Source organism: Citrobacter sp. KTE30, from assembly GCF_000398825.1.
In the GTDB taxonomy this organism is placed as follows: Bacteria; Pseudomonadota; Gammaproteobacteria; order Enterobacterales; family Enterobacteriaceae; genus Citrobacter; species Citrobacter freundii.
On the sequence record NZ_KB976055.1, the window covers coordinates 3,800,034 to 3,818,480 of the forward strand.

Here is an 18,447-nt window from a genome sequence, read left to right on the forward strand (position 1 = left end):
GATCGTTTCGCCTGTGGTGTGAATATGGTGGGAAAATTCACGCGCATTATAGAACATTGTGCAGAAAAATGTCCCCACACCCGCTCGCAAGCGGCGGATTTCGTCTTTACCCAACCTAAATTTGTGTCATAGTGCAGAACAAGCAAAATTTTCAGGAGTGCGTCAAAGCAATGAAACGTCCGGACTACAGAACACTACAAGCACTGGATGCGGTTATTCGTGAACGAGGATTTGAGCGCGCGGCGCAAAAGCTGTGCATCACGCAATCCGCGGTTTCACAGCGCATAAAACAGCTTGAGAATATGTTCGGACAACCGCTGCTGGTGCGTACCGTACCACCACGCCCAACCGAACAGGGGCAGAAACTACTGGCACTTTTGCGTCAGGTTGAACTGCTGGAAGACGAGTGGCTGGGTGATGAACAAACCGGATCGACGCCGCTGCTGCTCTCACTGGCAGTGAACGCCGACAGTCTGGCGACCTGGTTGCTTCCGGCGTTAGCCCCGGTACTGGCCAATTCACCGATTCGGCTGAACCTGCAGGTTGAGGATGAAACGCGCACCCAGGAACGTCTGCGTCGTGGTGAAGTGGTCGGTGCGGTGAGTATCCAACATCAGGCGCTGCCAAGCTGTCTGGTGGATAAACTTGGCGCGCTGGACTACCTGTTTGTTGGCTCCAAACCTTTCGCCGAGCGTTATTTCCCTAACGGCGTCACCCGCTCCGCCCTGCTGAAAGCCCCGGCGGTAGCGTTTGACCATCTTGATGATATGCATCAGGCGTTCCTGCAACAAAACTTCGACCTGCCGCCGGGCAGCGTGCCGTGCCACATCGTTAACTCGTCTGAAGCCTTCGTCCAGTTGGCGCGTCAGGGCACCACCTGCTGCATGATCCCGCACTTACAGATTGAGAAAGAGCTGGAAAGCGGCGAGCTGATCGACTTAACGCCAGGTCTGTTCCAGCGTCGGATGCTGTACTGGCACCGTTTTGCACCGGAAAGCCGCATGATGCGCAACGTTACCGATGCGCTGCTGGAATACGGGCACAAGGTGTTGCGCCAGGATTAAACCGTTTATTGCTCCAGAGTGCCGGATGGCGGCGTAACGCCTTATCCGGCCGACAAGCCTTTACCCTCTATTCATGCTATTCCCGCCACGTCTTTGAAATAAATCACAAAATCAAACACGCCATGCGGCAAAAAACGACGCCCTGTTGGCTATTTTTTGCTGGCGACAAGCCAAATGAAAAAGCTCACCGTATCCGCAAAGATTCAACTTATTGCGTAATACGGAGCAAAAAATGGCAAATGTGCAGGAGTGGCAAACACTCGCTAATAAAGAACTCAGTCGACGGGAAAAAACCGTCGAATCGCTGGAAAGACAGACGGCGGAAGGAATTGCCATCAAGCCGCTGTACACTGAAGCGGACCTCGATAATCTGGAAGTCACGGGCACTCTTCCCGGCCTACCGCCTTACGTGCGTGGCCCACGCGCCACCATGTATACCGCGCAACCGTGGACCATTCGCCAGTACGCTGGTTTCTCTACCGCCAAAGAGTCCAACGCCTTTTACCGCCGCAACCTCGCCGCCGGGCAAAAAGGACTTTCCGTCGCCTTTGACCTTGCCACCCATCGCGGCTATGACTCTGACAACCCGCGCGTGGCAGGCGACGTCGGCAAAGCGGGCGTGGCGATCGATACTGTCGAAGATATGAAGGTACTGTTCGACCAGATTCCGCTGGATAAGATGTCGGTATCAATGACCATGAACGGCGCGGTGCTGCCGGTACTGGCGTTTTATATCGTCGCTGCAGAAGAACAAGGCGTAAAGCCGGAGCAACTCACCGGGACCATTCAGAACGATATTCTGAAAGAGTACCTGTGCCGCAACACCTACATTTACCCGCCAAAACCTTCAATGCGCATCATCGCCGACATCATCGCCTGGTGTTCCGCCAATATGCCGCGCTATAACACCATCAGTATAAGCGGTTATCACATGGGGGAAGCCGGGGCGAACTGCATCCAGCAGGTGGCGTTTACGCTGGCTGACGGCATTGAGTACATCAAAGCCGCGCTGTCTGCCGGGCCGAAAATTGATGACTTCGCGCCGCGCCTGTCATTCTTCTTCGGCATCGGCATGGATCTGTTTATGAACGTCGCCATGCTGCGCGCGGCTCGCTATTTGTGGAGCGAAGCAGTCAGCGGTTTTGGCGCAAACAACCCGAAATCTCTCGCTCTGCGTACCCACTGCCAGACCTCCGGCTGGAGTCTGACCGAGCAGGATCCTTACAACAACGTGATCCGAACAACCATTGAAGCGCTCGGCGCTACGCTTGGCGGCACCCAGTCTCTGCATACCAACGCCTTTGATGAGGCGCTCGGGCTACCCACCGATTTCTCCGCCCGCATCGCACGTAATACACAGATCATCATTCAGGAAGAGTCAGAGATCTGCCGCACCGTCGATCCGCTGGCCGGATCGTATTACGTCGAGTCGCTCACCGATCAAATCGTGAAGCAGGCGCGCACGATCATCAAACAAATTGATGAGGCAGGCGGCATGGCGAAAGCGATCGAAGCCGGGCTCCCTAAACGGATGATCGAAGAAGCTTCCGCGCGCGAGCAGTCGCTGATCGACCAGGGTAAACGCGTTATCGTCGGCGTGAACAAATACAAGCTGGATAAAGAAGACGAAACGTCGGTACTGGAGATCGACAACGTGAAGGTGCGCAACGAGCAAATTGCCTCGTTGCAGCATATCCGTGCAACTCGTGACACAGATGCCGTCAATGCCGCGCTCGCGGCGCTGACCCACGCCGCGCAGCATAATGAAAATCTGCTGGCCGCCGCCGTTAACGCCGCCCGCGTTCGCGCCACGCTCGGTGAGATCTCCGACGCGCTGGAAACCGCTTTTGACCGCTATCTGGTTCCCAGCCAGTGCGTCACCGGCGTGATTGCGCAAAGCTATCACCAGTCCGACAAATACGCCGATGAGTTCGACGCCATCGTTGCGCAAACCGAACAGTTCCTCGCGGAAAATGGTCGCCGACCGAGGATCCTGATCGCCAAGATGGGCCAGGATGGTCACGATCGCGGCGCGAAAGTGATCGCCAGCGCCTACTCCGATCTCGGCTTCGATGTCGATCTCAGTCCGATGTTCTCCACACCAGAAGAGATCGCCCGTCTGGCAGTAGAAAACGATGTGCATGTAATAGGCGCATCGTCACTGGCGGCAGGTCATAAAACGCTGATCCCGGAACTGGTTACCGCGCTCAAAAAATGGGGGCGTGAAGATATCTGCGTGGTAGCAGGAGGCGTTATTCCGCCACAGGATTACGCCTTCCTGCACGAGCATGGTGTGGCTGCCATTTATGGCCCCGGCACGCCAATGCTCGACAGCGTCCGCGATGTGTTAACCCGTATCAGTCAGCATCATGATTAACGCCGCCACGCTTGAGGATACCGTCCGCCGCTTGCGAATTGGCGAACGGGCTACGCTCGCCCAGGCGATGACGCTGGTCGAAAGCAGCCACCCGCGCCACCAGCCGCTGAGTACGCAGTTGCTGGACGCAATTATGCCGTTCACCGGTAACGCCCTGCGTTTGGGGATAACCGGTACGCCGGGCGCGGGCAAAAGCACCTTTCTGGAAGCATTCGGCATGCTGTTAATCCGTCACGGATTACGGGTGGCGGTGATCGCCGTCGATCCCAGCAGCCCGGTCAGCGGCGGCAGCATTCTTGGCGATAAAACCCGCATGACGGAGCTGTCTCGCGCCGAATCTGCGTTTATTCGCCCGGTCCCTTCCAGCGGTCATTTAGGCGGAGCCAGCCAGCGCGCCCGCGAATTAATGCTGTTGTGCGAAGCGGCTGGCTTTGACGTGGTGATTGTAGAAACCGTCGGCGTTGGGCAGTCAGAAACCGAAGTCGCAGGCATGGTGGATTGCTTTATCTCCCTGCAAATCGCCGGCGGTGGCGACGATTTGCAAGGCATCAAAAAAGGTCTGATGGAAATGGCGGATCTGGTCGTCATCAATAAGGACGACGGCGAGAACCATGCCAGCGTGGCCATCGCCCGTCATATGTACGAATCCGCCCTGCATATTCTGCGCCGTAAATATGACGAGTGGCAGCCGCTGGTTCTGACCTGTAGCGCCCTGGAAAAACGCGGTATTGAGGAGGTCTGGCAGGCGATAACCGACTTTAAAACGTGCCTTACTGCCAGCGGTCGACTGGAAAAAGTCCGCCAGCAGCAGGCGGTGGACTGGTTACACCAGCAGGCTGAAGAAGAAGCCCTACATCTGCTGTTTGCGCGGACTGATTTCGACCGCTATTTCCAGCAGACGCTGCAGGCTGTCAAAAATAACGATCTGTCGCCGCGCACCGGTCTGCGGCACATCAGCGAATTTATCCAGCATCATTACTTTCAATAAAGAGAACATTATGTCTTATCAATACGTCAACGTGGTCATCATCCAGAAAGTCGCGGTTATTGAGTTCAATTACGCCCGCAAGCTCAATGCCCTGAGTAAAGTGTTTATTGACGATCTGATGCAGGCGCTGAGCGATCTCAATCGTGCGGACATTCGCTGCATCATTCTGCGCGCTCCGAGTGGAGCCAAAGTTTTCTCCGCCGGGCATGATATTCATGAACTCCCGACCGGACGTCGCGATCCGCTCTCCTATGACGATCCGCTGCGTCAGATAACCCGCATGATCCAAAAATATCCAAAACCGGTGATCTCTATGGTTGAAGGCAGCGTCTGGGGCGGCGCATTTGAGATGATCATGAGTTCCGATCTGATCATCGCCGCTGAAACATCCACCTTCTCGATGACCCCGGTCAACCTCGGCGTGCCGTATAACCTGGTCGGCATCCACAACCTGACTCGCGACGCCGGTTTTCACATCGTGAAAGAGCTGATCTTTACCGCCTCACCGATTACCGCTCAGCGTGCGATGGCCGTCGGGATCCTCAACCATGTGGTTCCTGTAGACGAACTGGAGGATTTCACTCTGCAAATGGCGCACCACATCTCGGAGAAAGCGCCGCTGGCGATCGCCGTCATTAAAGAAGAGCTGCGCGTGCTGGGTGAAGCGCACACCATGAATTCCGATGAGTTCGAGCGCATTCAGGGCATGCGCCGCGCGGTGTACGACAGCGAGGATTATCAGGAAGGGATGAACGCGTTTATGGAAAAACGTAAACCTAATTTTGTCGGCCATTAATCACGTCTGAGGAAGGAGACGGCCATGAAACGGATGAGCGCCGAACAGGCGGCAGAAATTATCCAGCACGATGATATGGTGGCGTTTAGCGGCTTTACCCCCGCGGGTTCGCCAAAAGCGTTACCCACCGCAATTGCCCAACGTGCCTGCGAACAGCATCAGAACGGACAGCCTTTTCAGATCCGCCTGCTGACCGGAGCATCAATTGGCGCCGCCGCTGATGACGTACTATCCGCGGCGGATGCCGTTTCCTGGCGTGCGCCTTATCAAACGTCATCGGGCCTGCGCGACAAAATTAATCAGGGCCAGGTGAGGTTTGTCGATCTCCATTTGAGCGAAGTGGCGCAAATGGTTAATTACGGCTTTTTTGGCGAGATCGATGTTGCCGTCATTGAAGCCTCAGCCATCGCGCCGGATGGCCGGATTTGGCTGTCCAGCGGTATCGGTAATGCCCCCACCTGGCTGCTGCGGGCGAAAAAAGTGATCATTGAATTGAATCATTACCATAATCCGCGTGTGGCGGAGTTTGCCGACATCGTGATACCCGGTGCGCCGCCGCGGCGTAACAGCGTACCCATTTTTCATACCATGGATCGCGTAGGCAGTCAGTGCGTTCAGATAGACCCCAAAAAGGTGGTTGCGGTGGTGGATACCGAACTGCCCGATGCAGGAAATGCATCGGATAAAACCAATCCGGTCAGCCAACAAATTGCCGATAACGTAGTCTCTTTTCTGCTGGCAGAAATGGCGCACAAACGCATTCCAGCTGAGTTTCTGCCCTTACAAAGCGGGGTGGGCAATATCAACAACGCGGTAATGGCTCGACTGGGCGAGAACCCGGATATCCCGCCCTTTATGATGTATTCGGAGGTGTTGCAGGAGTCGGTGGTGCATCTGCTGGAAACGGGCAAGATAACCGGTGCCAGCGCCTCCAGCCTGACCATTTCAGCCCCGTCGCTACAGAAGATTTACGACAACATGGACTTCTTCGCCAGCCGGATTGTGTTGCGCCCGCAAGAGATCTCCAATAACCCGGAAATCATTCGTCGGCTGGGGGTTATTGCGCTCAACGTCGGTCTGGAGTTTGATATCTACGGTCATGCCAATTCCACGCACGTTGCGGGGGTGAACCTGATGAATGGCATCGGCGGCAGCGGGGACTTCGAGCGCAACGCCTACCTGTCTATCTTTATGGCGCCGTCGATTGCCAAAGGCGGGAAAATCTCAACCATCGTACCGATGTGCAGCCATGTCGACCACAGCGAACATAGCGTTAAAGTGATCGTGACCGAACAAGGGATTGCCGATCTGCGTGGGTTATCTCCGATGCAGCGGGCGCACACGATTATCAATAACTGTGCGCATCCGCTTTACAGAGATTACTTGCACCGCTATCTGGAAAAAGCGCCCGGCGGGCATATCCATCACGATCTCAGCCATGCGTTCGATCTGCATCGCAACCTTCTCGAAACAGGCTCGATGCTAGGTTAACTTGCACTACCGTCACGATCTTCAGCAATATGCTGGAGCATGGTGGCGGTATAGCGATGATTTTTCAGCGAATAGAGAAACTCCTGCATATACATGGGGCTGCCGGGCGCGTCGAAATATTTCAGTGTCGACGGGTTCACCAGCCGCCAGGCGAAGTGAGGGATCACCGTCAAAAACTGCCCGCGCTCCACCGCGCTAATCTTCGCCATAAAGCTGTACGGACGATAGATAATCGTCGGGTTGATCCCGCAGGGTCGCATGTATGCATCCAGCATCGCCTCAAAGTTGGCGCGATTCTGGAAGCGCATTTGCAGCCAGGGCAGCTCGCGCAGCAGATCCTGCGGCTGTTTTTCTTCATAGCGCCGGGAAACGAGAAACCCCAGACGCAGCGGAGGCAGTTCGCTGATCGCCAGATTTTCCAGCTCCTGCACGCGGGGGGAAACGTGCTGCGGCGAGATAATAAAATCCAGTTTGCGATCGAACAGGTTATCAATCACCCCATTCTCACTGAATTCAACGGCCTGAGCCGTCACACCGTCATACTTGTCACCAAGGCTAATCAACTGGTCAAAAATAATCGTCGGGTAGGTATTGTCGATGCCGATAACGATTTCCCGCGAGCGGCGAGAGGCGTTATGGATTTCGTTATCAATGGCAGAGAGACGCTGATAAACGGGAAATAGCTTCTGATACAGCTCTTGTCCTGCTTTATTCAGGCTGATGTTGTTATCTTTGCGGGTAAACAGCGTATAACCGATTTGATCTTCCAGTGCAGCAATGCTTTTACCGAAGGGCGATGCGGTCATATGTATTTTTTCTGCCGCTCTGGCGATGTTATTGGTTTGCGCCAGCAGAATGAAATTACGCATCTTTTTCGAGATAAAAATATCCATAGCGTCCCCTTAAAAATCGCTATGGCCTATCCTCATTACGGCGAAAAAAAAGACCGGATGTGAAGTCTCATTTTTACAGTTGCTCACAGAAAAAACCCGGCTGGAAAGCCGGGTCTGCAACAATTACTGAGTTTTGGCTGGCGTTGCGGCTGGTTGCCCCGCCGTCGGCTCAATCTGGAAGACGACATCAACCTGATCGTCAAACTGAATAACCGGCTGTTCGTAGGTTTCCTGAGCAGAAGCAGCAGGTGCGGCATCTGCTTTCATCATCCGTACCATCGGGCTCGGCTGATAATTGGAAACGTGGTAGCGCACGCTGTACACCGGGCCAAGTTTGCTATTGAAGCCCGCAGCCAGTTGCTCTGCCTGATGAATAGCATCATCAATTGCCGCTTTACGCGCTTTATCTTTGTAAGCATCCGGTTGGGCAACACCAAGCGATACCGAACGGATCTCATTCAGACCAGCCTTCAGCGCGCCATCGAGCAGAGCGTTAAGTTTGTCCAGCTGGCGCAGCGTGACTTCAACGGTGCGCACCGCACGATACCCTTTGAGGATACTTTTACCGTTCTGGTAGTCGTAATCCGGCTGGGTACGCAGGTTTGCAGCGCTAATGTCTTTCTTCGCTATCTGGTTCTGTTCAAGGAAGGACAGATATTGCGCCACGCGCTCATCGGCCTGCTTCTTCGCTGAAGCCGCATCCTTGGCAGCAACGTTCACTTCAATTGCCAGCGTAGCTATGTCTGGTGTCGCATCCACGCTTGCTGTTCCGGAAGTCACGATGTGCGGTCCATTTGGCAACTCATTTGCCTGTACCGATAGTGCGCTGAATCCGACTAATGCCGCCAGGGCCATTATTTTGAACTTCACGGTCGTTCCTCCATGTTTCAATAATTACCCCGAAACTCAGGGCACATGCAGGCAAGCTTAGACGATCTCGCTGCGTTGTCCATCAGACAACACTTAGTTGAACAACGCATGAACGTGCGCAACACCTTCTTTTGCCAGTTGAAAAGCAATAAACCACATCACTAATCCTACCAACGTATTGATGATGCGCTGCGCTTTAGCAGTGCGCAGACGCGGAGCCAGCCAGGCCGCCAGCAATGCCAGACCGAAAAACCACAGGAACGAAGCGCTGACGGTTCCCAGCGCAAACCAGCGCTTCGGCTCAACGTCCAGTTGCCCCCCCAGACTCCCCAGCACCACAAAGGTATCCAGGTAAACATGGGGATTGAGCCATGTCACCGCCAGCATGGTGGCGATGATTTTCCAGCGCCCCTGCTTCATCACCTCGGCACTGGCCAGTTCCAGATTACTGCTCATCGCCGTTTTTAACGCCCCGAAACCGTACCAGAGTAAAAAAGCCACCCCACCCCAGGTGACCAGCGCCATTAGCCATGGTGACTGCATCAGCAAGGCGCTACCGCCAAAGATCCCCGCACAAATCAGCACTAAATCGCTGATAGCACAGAGTAAAGCAATCATGATGTGATACTGGCGGCGAATGCCCTGGTTCATCACGAAGGCGTTTTGCGGACCAAGCGGAAGAATCATGGCCGCACCAAGTGCAAGCCCTTGAAAGTAATACGATAACACGTTAATCATCCCGAACTGTTTCTCTTAGGAGCAGACTATAGCGCGGGGAAAACATTAGCGGAAATGGATAATTTTAATCGCAGATTAGGGAAATTAATGGAAAGAAAGTTTTTATCGGCCCGGAAAGCAAAAGCGCCTCCGGGCGCGTAATTACTCTGCCGCGCGCTCTTTCACACGCTTGAAGTTCACATCCATCTGCGGATAAGGGAAGCTGATGCCGTTGGCATCGAACTCGCGCTTAATACGCTCCAGTACGTCCCAGTAGACGCTTTGCAGGTCGCTGCTGTTGCTCCAGACGCGTACCACAAAATTAATTGAGGAAGCCCCCAGCTCATTCAGGCGCACCGTCATTTCACGGTCTTTAAGAATGCGATCTTCCGACTGAATGATATCAGTGAGGATTTTTTTCACCTGATCGATATCGGAGTCGTAAGCCACGCCGATAATAAATTCGTTACGACGAACCGGCTCACGAGAGAAGTTAATGATGTTCCCGGCAATAATTTTACCGTTCGGGATCACTACAATCTTACCGTCAACGGTACGCATGGTGGTGGAGAAAATCTGCACGTTGAGCACGGTTCCAGCCACGCCGCCGAGATCGACATACTCACCCGCACGGAACGGACGGAACATTACCAGCAGGACACCTGCGGCGAGGTTGGACAGCGAACCTTGCAACGCCAGACCGACGGCTAAACCTGCGGCACCGAGAACGGCGATCACGGAGGCTGTTTGCACCCCAACGCGGCCCAGAGCGGCAATCAGCGTGAAAGCGATAATACCGTAACGCACCAGTGCAGAGAGGAAGTCGGCAACAGTGGCATCAATTTTACGCGCCAGCATCAGGCGGTTAACGGTATTTGATACAATGCGCGCCACGATCATACCGATAATGACAATCGCGATGGCCGCAACGATGTTGACGGCATAGCTCAACAGCAGTTCCTGGTTGCGCACCAGCCAGGTGCCCGCACCGTTTATGCTGTCGACAACATTCAAATCTTCCATTCAATATTCCTTTTTTGCTTACCCAAACGGGAGAAATAAAGCCGCCCTAACGGGACTGGCAACCTGACAAGGGTAAACAATAAACCTGGATTTTGCCAAACAGATCACAGAATTCTCTGCCAGCAGAACGTTGACATAGCAATAAAAAAGGCCCGCATTTGCGGGCCTCATGTCACGTGGAACTGCGTAAATTACAGAACGTCAACCGCGTTCAGTTCTTTGAAAGCCTGTTCCAGACGGGTGATCATGGTTGCCTGACCAGCACGCAGCCATACGCGCGGATCGTAGTATTTCTTGTTCGGCTGATCTTCGCCTTTCGGGTTACCCAACTGGCCCTGCAGGTAAGCTTCGTTTGCTTTGTAGTAGTTCAGAACGCCTTCCCAGGTAGCCCATTGGGTATCGGTGTCGATGTTCATTTTCACTACGCCGTAGCTTACGGAGTCTTTGATTTCCTGAGCAGTAGAACCGGAACCGCCGTGGAAGACGAAGTTCAGGCTGTTGTGCGGCAGGTTATGTTTCTTAGAAACATAGTCCTGAGAGTCGCGCAGGATGGTCGGGGTCAGAACGACGTTACCCGGCTTGTAAACGCCGTGTACGTTACCGAAGGAAGCTGCGATGGTGAAACGCGGGCTGATTTTGCTCAGCTCGGTATATGCGTAATCAACGTCTTCCGGCTGGGTGTACAGTGCAGAAGCGTCCATGTGGCTGTTGTCCACACCGTCTTCTTCGCCACCGGTGCAACCCAGTTCGATTTCCAGAGTCATGCCCATTTTGGACATGCGCGCCAGGTATTTGGAGCAGATTTCGATGTTCTCTTCCAGAGACTCTTCAGACAGGTCGATCATGTGAGAAGAGAACAGCGGTTTGCCGGTTGCTGCGAAGTGTTTTTCACCCGCGTCCAGCAGACCGTCGATCCACGGCAGCAGTTTCTTCGCGCAGTGGTCAGTGTGCAGGATAACCGGAACACCGTAGTGTTCAGCCATCTGGTGAACGTGATGCGCGCCAGAGATAGCACCCAGGATTGCAGCGCCCTGAGGAACGTCGGACTTCACGCCTTTACCCGCGATGAAAGAAGCACCACCGTTGGAGAATTGTACGATTACCGGCGCTTTAACTTTTGCAGCAGTTTCCAAAACGGCGTTGATGGAGTCGGTACCCACGCAGTTAACAGCTGGCAGAGCAAAGTTGTTTTCTTTAGCTACCTGGAAAACTTTCTGTACGTCATCACCAGTGATTACGCCTGGTTTTACGAAATCAAAAATTTTAGACATTTTACGAGTCCTGTATCTTCGGCCTTGGAAAGGGCGCGCGCCCTAAAGCGCGCTAAAATAAGGGCAGGTTTCCCTGCCCATTAAATTCTTACTTTTTAGCACGCTCTTCGAGCATGGCTACTGCTGGCAGTACTTTGCCTTCCACGAATTCGAGGAACGCGCCGCCGCCAGTAGAGATGTAGGAGATTTTGTCAGCAATGCCGAACAGGTCGATTGCTGCCAGGGTGTCACCGCCGCCTGCGATAGAGAATGCTTCGCTGTCTGCGATGGCATTAGCAACGATTTCAGTACCTTTGCGGAAGTTCGGGAATTCGAACACGCCAACCGGGCCGTTCCACAGAATGGTTTTCGCATTCTTCAGAATGTCAGCCAGCTGCTGTGCAGAAGCGTCGCCGATATCCAGGATCTGCTCGTCTTCTTTTACATCGCTAACGGATTTCAGGGTAGCCGGTGCGGTTTCAGAGAATTCAGTCGCAACGCGAACATCGGTTGGGACCGGGATGTCGCAAGTGGTCAGCAGACGCTTAGCTTCGTCAACCAGGTCAGCTTCGTACAGGGATTTACCCACATTGTGACCTTGAGCAGCAACGAAGGTGTTCGCGATACCACCGCCAACAATCAGCTGGTCAGCGATTTTTGACAGAGAATCAAGAACGGTCAGTTTGGTAGAAACTTTAGAACCACCAACGATAGCAACCATCGGACGAGCAGGTTCTTTCAGTGCTTTACCCAGTGCATCCAGCTCGGCAGCGAGCAGCGGACCTGCACAAGCGACATCGGCGAATTTACCGATACCGTGAGTAGACGCCTGCGCACGGTGAGCAGTACCGAAAGCGTCCATAACGAATACGTCGCACAGAGCAGCATATTTTTTGGACAGCGCTTCGTCGTCTTTCTTCTCGCCTTTGTTGAAGCGAACGTTTTCCAGAACAACCAGTTCACCGGCAGCGACTTCAACGCCGTCCAGGTAATCTTTTACCAGGCGAACCGGAGCAGACAGTTTGTCTTTCAGGTAGTTAACAACCGGCAGCAGAGAGAATTCTTCGTTGTACTCGCCTTCGGTAGGACGACCCAGGTGGGAAGTTACCATCACTTTAGCACCCTGTTTCAGGGCCAGTTCGATGGTTGGCAGGGAAGCACGGATACGCGCATCGCTGGTTACTTTCCCTTCTTTAACTGGTACGTTCAGGTCCGCACGGATAAAAACGCGTTTACCAGCCAGATCCAGATCGGTCATCTTAATTACAGACATGGTGAATCCTCTCGTTGATTCATAAAGTTTTGTCGACGCTCAAGCGTCGAGCCTGAAACCAATAGCAGCCATCGCTAACGTCGTATCGAGCATACGGTTAGCAAAGCCCCATTCATTATCACACCAGACCAGCGTTTTGATCAGGTGAGCGCCACTCACGCGCGTTTGTGTACCATCAACGATGGCGCTGTGCGGGTCGTGGTTAAAATCTACTGAGACCAACGGTAATTCCGTATAGTCAACTATACCATGAAATGCACCTTGTGCTGCTTTTTGCAGCAACTGGTTGACTTCACTAGCTTTTACTGGTTTTTTCACCGTCACGCTTAAGTCGATCGCCGTCACATTTATGGTCGGTACACGCACCGCTATCGCTTCAAAACGATCGTTAAACTGCGGGAAAATTCGCGTGATGCCCGCCGCCAGTTTGGTATCAACCGGAATGATCGACTGGCTGGCCGCTCGCGTGCGACGCAGGTCAGGATGATAAGCATCAATAACCTGCTGATCGTGCATCGCGGAGTGGATCGTGGTGACGGTACCAGACTCAATGCCGTAAGCATCATCCAGCAATTTGATGACGGGTATTATGCAATTCGTGGTGCAGGAGGCATTGGAAACGATCCGGTGCTCAGCGCGCAGCTGATCCTGATTAACGCCAAACACAACGGTTGCGTCGATGTCGTGACTACCAGGATGTGAAAAGAGCACTTTCTTTGCGCCGGCGGCAATATGCGCCTCGCCGTGTTCGCGGCTGCCGAAGACCCCCGTACAATCCAGCACAACGTCGACACCCAGTTCGCGCCACGGAAGCGCATCGAGCGTTCGCTCATGCAGAATGCGGATCGCGTCATCGCCAACGATGAGCTGGTCTCGTTCCTGACGAACATCCCAGGCAAAACGCCCATGGCTGGTGTCATATTTCAACAAATGCGCCATGCCTGCAGCATCCGCCAGTTCGTTGATTGCCACCACGGTGATTTCCGCCCGACGCCCGGATTCATACAAAGCACGAACCACGTTGCGTCCGATGCGACCGAAACCATTAATCGCTACGCGTACGGTCATAGGTCCCCTGCAAGGATTTCTCAGAAACGATGTGGCAGACAGAGTAATGCAGCAAATCGCTCAGGGAAACCTTACCTGTCGCAAACTGCGACTAATTGGTTAATTGTCGAACATTTAATCGACTGAAACGCTTCAGCTAGAATAAGCGAAACGCGGAATAAAAGGAATGATTGTCCAGCAACAGAACACAGTTATCTGACTTACGTCACATTTTAACGTCCTTCAACGCGACTTTTATTCCATATTCCAGAATTACGAATAACCGTAGCAAGATTATTTCGTTGCCATGTCACAAATCCTGATTTATATCAGAAAGCTCCCTAACCCGTGTCTATATTATCAGCGCAACGTCCGAGTCTCGGAGTCCCTCAACTATGGCAACATTCTATCCCCAACCATCTGAAGCTCGCTTTCATGCGCTGCGTTTATTACCGGGCCAGGAAGTCTTTTCAGCGCTACACGCTTTTATCCAGCAGCATCAACTACAGGCAGCCTGGATAGCGGGTTGCACCGGCAGTTTGACCAACATTGCTCTGCGCTTCGCCGGACGTGAAGAAACCACATTACTTACGGGTACGTGGGAAATTATCTCTCTGAACGGCACGCTGGAACTTACCGGCGAGCATCTTCATCTGGCGGTTGCTGACCCACACGGCGCGATGCTGGGCGGACACATGATGCCGGGCTGTACCGTGCGAACCACGCTGGAACTGGTGATTGGCGAGTTGACGTCTCTGGCATTCAGCCGTCAGCCCTGCGCCGTTTCCGGTTATGACGAACTGGTTATTTCATCCCGCTAACGATTCACTTATACGAGGTCTTTTATGGCGCGTCGCCAATTTTCCAGCCAGTCTCTGGTTCTTATTGTCATTGCTATCGCCATCAACATGGTCGGTGGGCAGCTTATCAGCATGTTGAAATTACCTATTTTTCTCGACTCGATTGGCACGTTGATCAGCGCGGTGCTGTTAGGTCCGGTTGTGGGGATGCTAACCGGATTACTCACTAACCTGTTGTGGGGGTTGCTGACCGATCCGATCGCCGCCGCCTTTGCGCCCGTTGCCATGGTTATTGGACTGGTCGCCGGTTGGCTGGCACGGGCGGGATGGTTTCGCACCTTACCCAAAGTCGTGGTTAGCGGCGTAATTATCACGCTTGCCGTGACCCTCGTTGCCGTGCCGATTCGCACGACTCTGTTCGGCGGTGTCACTGGCAGCGGCGCGGATCTTTTTGTCGCCTGGATGCACTCGGTCGGTCAGAACCTGGTGGAGTCCGTCGCCATCACCGTCATCGGAGCGAATCTGGTCGATAAAATCCTCACGGCAATCATCGTCTGGGTGCTGCTGCGACAACTTCCGCTGCGTACCACGCGCCATTTCCCTACGATGTCTGCCGTGCGCTAAATGCATCCGTTTACGTCGTTAACTCTGTGGGCGCTTGCCGCCTGCTCCACGCTCCTGCTGCCAGCCGGAGTGCCGCTCAGCTTGTACAGCGCCGCGACGTTTGTCGGTTTGCTATGTATGAAGGCTACGCGGTCGCGGGCGAAATACGTACTCTGGCTGATGATCCCCTTAGGACTGGGGCTATGGCTGGTACACGGCGGATGGCTTACCGAGTGGATTAGCGGGCAGCCGCGCACACCAGAACGCTGGGTCGATGCCGTTACGCTCTGGCTGCGGATCCTCGCCATTGTGTCGACATCGCAGATGTGGATGCAGTACGTGCCGGTTGCGCGCTTTATGCGCGCCCTGTTTGCTTCTCGCCTGCCGCCAGGCGTTGCCTATCTGTTTGCAGGCCCGCTGCTGGTGGTTGAACAGCTCAAACACCAATTGGCGATTATTCACGAGGCTCAGCGCGCACGCGGCGTACCGCTGGATGAGTCCTGGTACCAACGTTTACGCGCTATGCCGGCATTAATTGTGCCGCTCACCCATAACGCGCTCAATGACTTGGCCGTTCGCGGTGCAGCGCTCGATATGCGGGGATTTCGCCTGCATCGCACTCGCACCACGCTGTGGGCGCCACCAGACAGCACCTTACAACGTCTGGCCCGCTACGGTATGGTGGTTCTGATGGCAGTTGAGACAGGAATCTGGATATGGTTACGTTAGAGCAGTTTCGCTATATTCCGACGCACGCTATGCGGCCATCCGCCTGTTACGATTTCCATTACGCCAGGCCTGGTATGGTGGCTATTTTTGGTGAGAACGGCAGCGGGAAAAGTACGCTGGCACAGCTGATGGCTGGCTGGTACCCCGACTTCCTTCCGGGAGAAATTGAGGGCACAGGCACGCTACTGGGTAATCCCATCGGGCAACTATCGCTGGTCGAGCAGTCGAGTACCATCCAGCTTGTGCAGCAGTCACCTTACCTGCAGCTTTCAGGTTGTACTTTCAGCGTGGAGGAAGAAGTGGCGTTTGGCCCGGAAAATCTCTGCCTTACCGAGACTGAAATTATGCAGCGCATAGATGCCGCCCTTACGCTGACAGAATGTCAGCCTCTGCGCCATCGTCATCCCGGCACCCTTTCCGGTGGGGAAACCCAGCGGGTAGTCATTGCCAGCGCACTCGCCATGCAGCCGAAAATATTGATTCTGGATGAAGCGTTCAGTCGCCTGACGGCGCAAGCCACGGCAATGCTGCTGGCGCGACTGCAACAGTGGGCACAGGAACAGCATGCTTTGGTGATATTTTTCGAACGCAACCCTTCACCTTTTCTCAGCTACTGCCAGCAGGCATGGCAGCTGCGCGACGGAGCATTGTCATCACTATGCTAACGCTAAACCAGGTCAGCTATCGCTGGCCGAACGCCGCCGATGACTGTTTACGCAATATTTCGCTGGAACTCCAGGAGGGGGAATGGCTGGCGCTAACGGGCGATAATGGCGCAGGAAAATCCACACTTTTGCGCATCATGGCCGGGCTACTGACGCCCTCATCCGGCACAATAACCGTTCAAAATCGTGCGATTGCGCAACTGAAAAACCGGGAGCGCGCCAGGGTGCTCGGCGTACTGTTTCAGGAAGCGGAGAATCAAATCTTTCACAGCAAGGTTGCAGAGGAAGTGGCCTTCGGATTACGGCTACAGAAGCTTCCGGCGACTGAAATTGCGCAACGCACGACGGCGGCGCTGCAATTATGTCAGTTAGAGGATGTCGCCGAATCGCACCCGCTCGATCTACATACTGCACAACGACGTATGGTTGCCGTCGCCAGTCTGGAAGCCCTCAAACCCGCTATTCTACTGCTGGATGAGCCCAGCCGGGACTTTGATGCACACTGGCTTGGCGTCTTCGAAAACTGGCTGGCAGTGTGTCGTACACGTGGCGCCAGCGTTGTAGCGATCAGTCATGACGCTGCATTTACGCAGCGCCATTTTTCGCGCATAGTACGGCTACACAACAAAAATCTCATGCCGTCCGATATGCCCCCTCAAGCGTCATCTCCAGCATAAGGTCTGCTGACAGGCTATCTTCCAGCACCCGACGAACATTCGGTCCGTCGGTACGCTCATAAAATGCCTCAGCGTCAGCTTGTGAGAGTCCGCCAGCCAGTTTACGGCCTACCAGTCGCGTACGCAGCGCATTGGCTGGAGCGCGAATAAACAACGAGTAATCACAAAACTCAGCTAACGCTCGCCATCTTTCATCATCGCGCAATAGCCAGTTTCCCTCCACAATCACCATCGGCGCAGTCACCCGTATGGCCTCTTCGACCGGATCGTGCTTTTGCCGATCATATTGCGGCCAGAATCCTTCTCCTTCCCTTATCTGGCGTAGATTCTGCGCAAGCTTATCCACATCAAAGGTTTCCGGCGCACCTTTGTATGCCCTCAGATTATGGGCATCCAGCCAGCTGTTGTAGTGATGGAAGCCATCCATCGGCAGTGTCTGAATCTCCGGCAGACAAGGATCCTGAGCGCAGAGATATTCCCAGAAGGTGGTCAGCGTCGATTTACCCGTACCCGGTGGCGCGCAGAGAAAAACTATCGTACGTCGCTGCGGATTAGCAGCGTGTATTTTTGCCAGTTGCTGTAATAACGGTTTGTGGACGTTCTCTATCTCATCATCATGGTAATGTGCTTCAACCTGTAGCCCATTCACCGTTAGTTTGATTTTCACGGCGTTAATTCCTTTAAAATCGCCGTCACTGCCAGCGTCATTGCCGTCTTGACCATTGCACTAAAGCGCACCTCAGACCACGCAGCAAAGTCGGCAAATTTCATTGACTCCAGTGCGCCGTAGAGCGTTGCGTTGTGGGTAATACTGTTCACGTTGCTGATAAAATCCCAGGTGATGTCATCGGCAAAATCGGGGATAGTATCCTGCTCGTTCAGGTACTGATAAAACTGGGAAAAATGGGTGATATCGGCGTAAAGCCATTTATCCATTTTTCCCAGCGCATAAATCAGACGTAGCGCAACGTCGATATCGTCAAGCGGTCCACTCTGGGCGAGCAACGGCTTCACTGCATATTCCACGATCTCTTCATCGTTATTAACGAACAGCGACGGCAGAAAGCGCTTAATGCCCTGGAGCAAAATGTTATGTGCCGTCGTCATAAACGAAAGTAAATTATTTTGAGCATCCAGTTGCTCAAGCACATCGTCTTCTGTCAGCGTCGTCATTAGTTATCCGA

General features: G+C 53.8%; 19 protein-coding genes. 10 read left to right on the forward strand and 9 right to left on the reverse strand.

The annotated features are described in order from the left end of the window. The first annotated feature begins 170 nt into the window (after window positions 1-170). The 5 genes from argP to WC1_RS05160 all read left to right on the forward strand — a co-directional run bounded on the left by argP (window position 171) and on the right by WC1_RS05160 (window position 6,716). Window positions 171-1,064: a DNA-binding transcriptional regulator ArgP gene (gene argP / locus WC1_RS05180; RefSeq protein ID WP_003026988.1), complete on the forward strand. Its 894-nt coding sequence runs from the start codon at window positions 171-173 to the stop codon at window positions 1,062-1,064. A gap of 232 nt (window positions 1,065-1,296) precedes the next feature. Then, window positions 1,297-3,441 carry a methylmalonyl-CoA mutase gene (gene scpA / locus WC1_RS05175; protein ID WP_016150956.1) on the forward strand — a complete coding sequence of 715 codons (2,145 nt, stop codon included), beginning with the start codon at window positions 1,297-1,299 and terminating at the stop codon, window positions 3,439-3,441. Further along, window positions 3,434-4,429, forward strand: a complete 996-nt coding sequence (gene meaB / locus WC1_RS05170; RefSeq protein WP_016150957.1) for a methylmalonyl Co-A mutase-associated GTPase MeaB — start codon at window positions 3,434-3,436, stop codon at window positions 4,427-4,429. The genes scpA and meaB overlap by 8 nt, the downstream gene beginning before the upstream one ends. A gap of 10 nt (window positions 4,430-4,439) precedes the next feature. Continuing rightward, window positions 4,440-5,225 carry a methylmalonyl-CoA decarboxylase gene (gene scpB / locus WC1_RS05165; RefSeq protein WP_003026994.1) on the forward strand — a complete coding sequence of 262 codons (786 nt, stop codon included), beginning with the start codon at window positions 4,440-4,442 and terminating at the stop codon, window positions 5,223-5,225. Between the two features lie 24 nt (window positions 5,226-5,249). After that, a complete protein-coding gene (locus WC1_RS05160; RefSeq protein ID WP_016150958.1) occupies window positions 5,250-6,716 on the forward strand; it encodes an acetyl-CoA hydrolase/transferase family protein in 1,467 nt (488 codons plus the stop codon). Here the strand turns inward: WC1_RS05160 and WC1_RS05155 are convergent. The 7 genes from WC1_RS05155 to epd form a co-directional block, all read right to left on the reverse strand. Further along, a complete protein-coding gene (locus tag WC1_RS05155; protein ID WP_003026999.1) occupies window positions 6,713-7,609 on the reverse strand; it encodes a LysR family transcriptional regulator SrsR in 897 nt (298 codons plus the stop codon). The two genes, WC1_RS05160 and WC1_RS05155, sit on opposite strands and share 4 nt — an antisense overlap. Before the next feature lie 123 nt (window positions 7,610-7,732). Then, complete coding sequence (locus tag WC1_RS05150) at window positions 7,733-8,479, reverse strand: oxidative stress defense protein (RefSeq protein WP_003027002.1); 747 nt, start codon at window positions 8,477-8,479, stop codon at window positions 7,733-7,735. A gap of 93 nt (window positions 8,480-8,572) precedes the next feature. Further along, window positions 8,573-9,208 carry an arginine exporter ArgO gene (argO, locus tag WC1_RS05145; RefSeq protein WP_003027005.1) on the reverse strand — a complete coding sequence of 212 codons (636 nt, stop codon included), beginning with the start codon at window positions 9,206-9,208 and terminating at the stop codon, window positions 8,573-8,575. Between the two features lie 150 nt (window positions 9,209-9,358). After that, window positions 9,359-10,219, reverse strand: a complete 861-nt coding sequence (locus tag WC1_RS05140) for a small-conductance mechanosensitive channel MscS (RefSeq protein WP_003027007.1) — start codon at window positions 10,217-10,219, stop codon at window positions 9,359-9,361. Between the two features lie 191 nt (window positions 10,220-10,410). Continuing rightward, window positions 10,411-11,490 carry a class II fructose-bisphosphate aldolase gene (gene fbaA, locus WC1_RS05135; RefSeq protein ID WP_003027029.1) on the reverse strand — a complete coding sequence of 360 codons (1,080 nt, stop codon included), beginning with the start codon at window positions 11,488-11,490 and terminating at the stop codon, window positions 10,411-10,413. An 88-nt stretch (window positions 11,491-11,578) separates the two neighbouring features. Then, the gene (pgk, locus tag WC1_RS05130) at window positions 11,579-12,742 is read right to left on the reverse strand and encodes a phosphoglycerate kinase (RefSeq protein ID WP_003027032.1); all 1,164 of its coding nucleotides are present in this window, start codon (window positions 12,740-12,742) and stop codon (window positions 11,579-11,581) included. A gap of 39 nt (window positions 12,743-12,781) precedes the next feature. Continuing rightward, window positions 12,782-13,810 (reverse strand): erythrose-4-phosphate dehydrogenase, encoded by a 1,029-nt coding sequence (gene epd, locus WC1_RS05125; protein WP_003027035.1) that lies wholly within the window; start codon window positions 13,808-13,810, stop codon window positions 12,782-12,784. Between the two features lie 374 nt (window positions 13,811-14,184). On the opposite strand from epd, the gene WC1_RS05120 reads away from it, so the two are divergent. From WC1_RS05120 to WC1_RS05100, 5 genes are read left to right on the forward strand one after another with little or no spacing between them, the layout of a single operon-like run. Beyond that, window positions 14,185-14,610 carry a PPC domain-containing DNA-binding protein gene (locus WC1_RS05120; protein WP_003027037.1) on the forward strand — a complete coding sequence of 142 codons (426 nt, stop codon included), beginning with the start codon at window positions 14,185-14,187 and terminating at the stop codon, window positions 14,608-14,610. A 24-nt stretch (window positions 14,611-14,634) separates the two neighbouring features. After that, complete coding sequence (locus WC1_RS05115; protein ID WP_003027040.1) at window positions 14,635-15,213, forward strand: ECF transporter S component; 579 nt, start codon at window positions 14,635-14,637, stop codon at window positions 15,211-15,213. Then, a complete protein-coding gene (locus WC1_RS05110) occupies window positions 15,214-15,921 on the forward strand; it encodes an energy-coupling factor transporter transmembrane component T (RefSeq protein ID WP_016150959.1) in 708 nt (235 codons plus the stop codon). It abuts the gene before it with no gap. Further along, the gene (locus WC1_RS05105) at window positions 15,909-16,586 is read left to right on the forward strand and encodes an ABC transporter ATP-binding protein (RefSeq protein WP_003027044.1); all 678 of its coding nucleotides are present in this window, start codon (window positions 15,909-15,911) and stop codon (window positions 16,584-16,586) included. Before WC1_RS05110 ends, WC1_RS05105 begins: the two co-directional genes overlap by 13 nt. Further along, entirely contained in the window at window positions 16,580-17,263 is a 684-nt protein-coding gene (locus WC1_RS05100) for an ABC transporter ATP-binding protein (protein ID WP_016150960.1), read from the forward strand. Before WC1_RS05105 ends, WC1_RS05100 begins: the two co-directional genes overlap by 7 nt. Here WC1_RS05100 and WC1_RS05095 read toward each other — a convergent pair. Together WC1_RS05095 and WC1_RS05090 are read right to left on the reverse strand one after the other, a co-directional pair. Further along, window positions 17,220-17,930 (reverse strand): nucleoside/nucleotide kinase family protein, encoded by a 711-nt coding sequence (locus tag WC1_RS05095; protein WP_016150961.1) that lies wholly within the window; start codon window positions 17,928-17,930, stop codon window positions 17,220-17,222. The genes WC1_RS05100 and WC1_RS05095 overlap by 44 nt on opposite strands. After that, on the reverse strand, window positions 17,927-18,436 hold the full coding sequence (locus WC1_RS05090; protein WP_016150962.1) for an MltR family transcriptional regulator: 510 nt from the start codon (window positions 18,434-18,436) through the stop codon (window positions 17,927-17,929). Before WC1_RS05090 ends, WC1_RS05095 begins: the two co-directional genes overlap by 4 nt. Window positions 18,437-18,447: the final 11 nt, after the last annotated feature.